Origin of the sequence: Bacillus sp. AP50, from assembly GCF_040492675.1 — a bacterium.
In the GTDB taxonomy this organism is placed as follows: domain Bacteria; phylum Bacillota; class Bacilli; order Bacillales; family Bacillaceae_G; genus Bacillus_A; species Bacillus_A cereus.
Genome location: NZ_JBEUTW010000498.1, coordinates 1 through 5,696, shown reverse-complemented (window position 1 = coordinate 5,696; position 5,696 = coordinate 1). Strand labels below are relative to the sequence as shown.

Below are 5,696 nucleotides of genomic sequence, written 5' to 3'. Positions count from 1 at the left end.
GTTGTGATGAGTGTAGTCATAAAATTCAATTAGAAGCGATAAAGAATTTTTTTAGGTAATTATATGTTTTTGATTCGGAAAAGTTTGACAATAAAAGTGTTATAAATTATCATATTAAAAAACTAATATTTAAAATGGCATGGAAGAGAAGAGTAGTTAAGAAAGAATACGTACAGAGAGCTCTGGTAGCTGAGAAAGAGCGGTATACATCTTAACGAAAAAAGACTTGGAGCTGCGCAAGGAACTAATTTATTTAGGGATGGTGCGACGGGTTCTCCCGTTATAGAGATAGGGTATAAGCATATTTTGCCGTACCTGAAGAGGTTAATATGGTGACATATTAACAAACTGAGGTGGTACCGCGAAGCTAACAACTCTCGTCCTCAAGATGAATAATCTTGGGGGTGGGAGTTTTTTTATTGCATAAAACTGAGAATACGAAAACAAAAAATAATTGAGGTGAGCAATAAATGCATTGGGCGTATGAAGTAGCACATGAATTAATTAGGAAACATCCAAATAAAGAAACGTTTGTTTGTGCATCTGGAATTAGTCCTTCAGGTTCTGTTCATATTGGGAACTTTCGTGAAATCGTAACGACTTATTTCGTAGTAAGAGCACTTCAAGGTTTAGGGAAAAAGACTCGTTTTATATTTTCGTGGGATGATTATGATCGATTTAGAAAAGTTCCAAAAAATATTGATCCATCTTTTGCAAAGTATATTGGTATGCCATACTGTGATATTCCAGATCCGTATGGATGTCATAACTCGTATGCGGAGCATTTTGAAAAAGAGTTTGAAACATCGCTTCAAGCATTTGGAATTGAAGTAGAATTTATTTATCAACATGATGAATATAGAAGTGGAAGGTATAACAAAAATATTTTAGAGGCTTTGTATAAACGAAAAGAAATATATGATATTTTAATGGATTTTAAAACTGGAGAGTGTAGTGAAGAAGAGCGAAACAATTTTTATCCAGCTACATTATATTGTGAGAGGTGTGGAAAAGATACAACAACTATTACACATTTTGATGAAGTATTAAAAACAGTCCGGTATGAATGTGAATGCGGAAATGAAAAAGAATTATCCGTATTAAATACAAATAAAATGAAACTAAACTGGAAAATCGATTGGCCGATGAGATGGATGATAGAGGATGTTATTTTTGAACCGGGTGGAAGAGATCATTCATCAGAAACGGGTAGTTATAATGTATCAAAAGAAATTGCAAGGAAAATATTCAATCGTGAAGCGCCTCATTACGTTGCTTACGATTTCATTGGTATTAAAGGGAATCATGAAAAAATGTCTAGTTCTTCAGGGAATAGCATTACACCAAGCGATTTATTGAAAGTGTATATACCAGAAGTAATTCTCTTTATGTTTGCCAAATACAAACCAGGCGCTGCTTTTCATATTGGGTTGGATGAAGATGTGATTCGTAATTATACAGAGTATGAACGATTGAAAGATAGCTATGAAAATAAAACGCTCAAAAATGAAGATTTATTTGATGCAATTAAACTCTCTAAAGTTGATAGGCAGTTTAAAGAATATCCGAGATTTAATCAAGTAGCAGGAACGTTACCGCTATTAAATTTTGATTCATCTATTTTACAAGATACATTAGAAAAAATAGATAGAAGTTATACATTAGATGCTATGATAGCGATATGTAACCGCGCAGAGTATTGGATAAAAAACTTTCAATCTGAAAAATTAATTGCGGTAAATCGAGAGAGAAATACAGAGTTTTACAACACATTAGATGAAAGACAGAAAGAATGGTTAGTAAAAGTTTGCAATATACTTCGTTCTAACAAAGATTACTCTAACTTAATGGAGCAATTGTATTCGATTTGCCATCATGACAATAAAAAAATAATGAAAGAAAATCAAAAACAATTATTTATTATTATTTATAAGCTCATTATGAATCAGTCTAGTGGCCCACGTATATCGTTATTAATACATGTGGTGGGCATCGAAAAATTCATCTCATTACTAGATTTCTAAAATAAAGCTAAAAGAAACGCAAGTACTTAGACATCTAAGTACTTGCGTTTCAAATTTTGCTAGCGTGAATACATTTTCGGACATTCATCACCACTTGGTTCATAAAAACAATGGCTTTTAAACTGTCCTACAAATGGCTGATTATACCATTCAGGTGGACAAGCTCCAACTGGACGGAAATACCAAAGAGCCCATCGTGCAGGCCAGCGCCATTCACCTTGTAAAACTTTTCGTGCAATTTCTTTTTCTGATTCACGAGCGCGTTGATAAAAATATCCATATTGTACTGCTTCAAATCCGCCGGGGCTTTGATATACAGCGTCGCGTACGGTACGGAGTTGTTTAAAATCTAAGCAATCACAAAATACACGGTTTACTACAACGCATCCAACTAACTCCTCACCTTGGCGACCTTCGCCTTCAGCTTCAGCACGAATTAAACGAGCTAGTAAATCAACATCACTTTCGTTGTATGGAATAAGGGGCATAGTGATACCACCTTTCTGTTATAGTAAAGAGTGTATGTTATAAAACAATCTGCGTGCTTTTTTACATAAAAATAACATTTAATTTTAAGAGGAGCTTGTATAAAAAGAGCTAATTAGTAATAGTAGATAAATATAAAAGGGAGAGGTATTATGTATCGAATTCATAAAGACCATATCATTTACTCAATGTCACCAGAAAATAAGCCTTGTATGGAAGTGGAAATTGGGAGCAGTCTTGTATTTGAAACATATGATTGCTTTGAAAATCAAATCGATTCTGAAGATGTTGTGTTTCAAGAATTAGATTGGAACCGAATTAATCCAGCGACTGGACCTGTATATGTTAAAGGAGCAGAACCTGGCGATATATTAGCCGTAACGATTGAAAAGATTAAAATTGCAGAGCAGGGCGTTTTAACTACAGGTGCAAACCTTGGTGTAATAGGGAATGAGTTAAATGAAAATACAGTGAAAATTGTCCCAATACATAATGAACATGTTTTGTTTTCAAGTGAACTACAAATCCCGATTAATCCAATGATTGGGGTAATTGGTACTGCACCGAAAGAAGAGAGCATTTCATGTGGCACACCGCATGATCACGGCGGGAATATGGACTGTAAAGAAATTAAAGAAGGAACAACATTACTACTACCAGTTAATGTCCCAGGAGCACTATTAGCGTTAGGTGATTTACACGCAGCAATGGGTGATGGTGAAATTGGTGTTAGTGGTGTAGAGGTTGCTGGTGAGGTAACTGTAACAGTTCAAATTATAAAAGGGAAAAAATGGCCGTTACCAATGGCTATTCAAAAAGAAAAAATGATGACGATTGCTTCAGAGAAATTGTTAGATGATGCAGCAAGTCGTGCTGTACATAATATGGTGACATTTTTACATGAAGAATTAGCAATGTCTAAAGCTGATGCAACTCTTTTATTATCGGCAGCAGGTAATTTAAAAGTTTGCCAAGTTGTGGATCCGTTGAAAACGGCGCGTATGGAATTAGGGATGGATTATGTGGAGAAACTAGGATTTACTTTTAGTAAATTTCATATTAAATAGATAAGGGACGAAAAAGGATACTTTTGTATAAAAGCATCCTTTTTTAATTTACGGATTTTGTGAAAAGAGGTAGTATTTATTTTATATAAGTATATTTGAGATTGTGGATTAAAAAGGAGTTCAATAATGGTCAAAATTATGATTGTAGAAGACGATATGAAAATTGCAGAACTATTATCAAAACATGTTGCGAAATATTGTTATCAAGGAGTTATTGTATCGGACTTTCAAAATGTATTAGACATTTTTTTAGATGAACAACCAGAGTTAGTTTTATTAGATATTAATTTACCGAGTTTTGATGGGTACTTTTGGTGTCGTCAAATTCGCGGTGTTTCTACATGTCCGATACTATTCATTTCGGCTCGTGAAGGTACGATGGATCAAGTTATGGCGTTAGAAAATGGTGGCGATGATTTTATTCCGAAGCCTTTTCATTATGAAGTTGTAGTGGCGAAAATTCGTAGTCATTTAAGACGTGCATATGGAGATTATGCACCGAAACTAGAAGAGCGAATGATTGAGCAACAAGGCCTTTGTTTATATCCTGAAAGACTTGTATTGAAACTTAGAAACGAAGAGATTGATATAACGAGAAACGAAGCTATTTTATTAGAGACATTAATGAAAAATTATCCGCGTGTTGTGAGTAGGGAAGTGTTGTTAAATAAATTATGGGATAGCGAATCTTATGTTGATGATAATACATTAAGTGTAAATACAACACGTGTGCGTAAAAAGTTACAAACGTTACATATAGAAGGTGCGATTGAAACGATTCGTAGTGTTGGATATAGATTGCATATTACTTGGGATACTGGTATAGAAAAATGATAAGGTTGTTTATACGTGATCATATACCACTTATTTGCTTTACTATAATTCAACTACTAGCTATATTTCTCGTATATTGGTTTGATGGGCATAATCATATTACAACGGCGTTATATGCAATGTTTCTAGGGGCTTTCTTTATGGGAAGTTATTTAGTGTTTCGTTATTTTACACATCGTTCTTTTTATGAGCGCTTAGCAAACCCGATGCAATCTTTGGATGAATCTGTTCAAAAATCTGATTTTGCAGCTGTATCGGCTGCTCTTCAAGAACTACTTGAGGTGCAATATCGACATTATCAAAATCAGCTGCAAATGCAAGAGAGAAAAAATAATGACCATTTAACCTTTATGAATCAGTGGATTCATCAAATGAAAACACCTTTATCTGTAATAGAATTAATTACACAGGATGAAGTAGATTCACGTTTTGAAAGTATAAATGAGGAAACTGATCGATTAAAAAAGGGATTAGAAATGGCTCTGTATGTCGCACGTTTAGAAGCATTTACACAAGATTTTTATGTAGAAAGAGTACAACTACATAAAATAGTGAATGATTCGGTACATGAGCATAAACGGTTCTTTATCCGGAATTTTGTATATCCAGAGCTTGAAATTGATAAGGACATTACTGTAGAAAGTGATGTGAAATGGTTACAATTTTTAATTGGGCAAATACTATCGAATGCGATTAAATATTCATCAGGTAGTAGAGAAAAGATTAAAGTGAAAGCTTGTAAGGAAGGTAATACCGTTATACTTGAAATTGCTGATAATGGCGTAGGTATACCGAAGCAAGATTTACCAAGAGTCTTCAAACCTTTCTTTACAGGAGAAAACGGTAGAGATTTTAAAGAATCAACAGGAATGGGGCTATATCTCGTATATGAAATTACGAAGCAATTAGGACATAGTGTAGAAATCCATTCAGAAGTTGATAAAGGTACGGTAGTACGAGTAATATTTTTTAATGTGTAAAAAGTGATCAAGGCTAAAGAACGTTGGAGATAAGTTTTTTAGCCTTGTTTTGTATTTTTTTAAAAGTTTTCATATGAATAAATGATACAAATTAGTAAAAATTAAAGATATGAGCACATGAAATTGTAAAAATAAACTTGAAGAAAAATAATTGCTTTTGAAGTACAAATAATAATATTTACGCATACAGTATTATCATGGTACAATATGGTTATTAATGACAGAAAGGAATGATGGGTGGACGATGATTAACTAATCTTATTTTTAATTGTTGAAATTCAATAAATTTCAATTTCTAAAAAATA

The 5,696-nt window shown here is 33.4% G+C and carries 5 protein-coding genes and 1 other annotated feature; of the genes, 4 read left to right on the top strand and 1 reads right to left on the bottom strand.

Going from position 1 to position 5,696, the window contains the following annotated elements; all coding sequences use genetic code 11:
- Positions 1–131 precede the first annotated feature (131 nt).
- Positions 132–388: a binding site (T-box leader), on the top strand.
- Positions 389–470: 82 nt separating this feature from the next.
- Positions 471–2,024: a lysine--tRNA ligase gene (gene lysS, locus ABWK52_RS25440; RefSeq protein ID WP_000558626.1), complete on the top strand. Its 1,554-nt coding sequence runs from the start codon at positions 471–473 to the stop codon at positions 2,022–2,024.
- Positions 2,025–2,083: 59 nt separating this feature from the next.
- On the opposite strand, the gene ABWK52_RS25435 is transcribed toward lysS, so the two are convergent.
- Entirely contained in the window at positions 2,084–2,512 is a 429-nt protein-coding gene (locus ABWK52_RS25435) for a cell wall hydrolase (RefSeq protein ID WP_001128398.1), read from the bottom strand.
- Positions 2,513–2,662: 150 nt separating this feature from the next.
- Here ABWK52_RS25435 and ABWK52_RS25430 point away from each other — a divergent pair, with 150 nt between their 5' ends.
- From ABWK52_RS25430 to ABWK52_RS25420, 3 genes are all read left to right on the top strand, one after another.
- Positions 2,663–3,577: an acetamidase/formamidase family protein gene (locus tag ABWK52_RS25430; protein ID WP_000285665.1), complete on the top strand. Its 915-nt coding sequence runs from the start codon at positions 2,663–2,665 to the stop codon at positions 3,575–3,577.
- 126 nt (positions 3,578–3,703) lie between these two features.
- Positions 3,704–4,411: a response regulator transcription factor gene (locus ABWK52_RS25425; RefSeq protein WP_098541271.1), complete on the top strand. Its 708-nt coding sequence runs from the start codon at positions 3,704–3,706 to the stop codon at positions 4,409–4,411.
- A complete protein-coding gene (locus ABWK52_RS25420; protein WP_098541269.1) occupies positions 4,408–5,391 on the top strand; it encodes a sensor histidine kinase in 984 nt (327 codons plus the stop codon). The genes ABWK52_RS25425 and ABWK52_RS25420 overlap by 4 nt, the downstream gene beginning before the upstream one ends.
- Positions 5,392–5,696 lie beyond the last annotated feature (305 nt).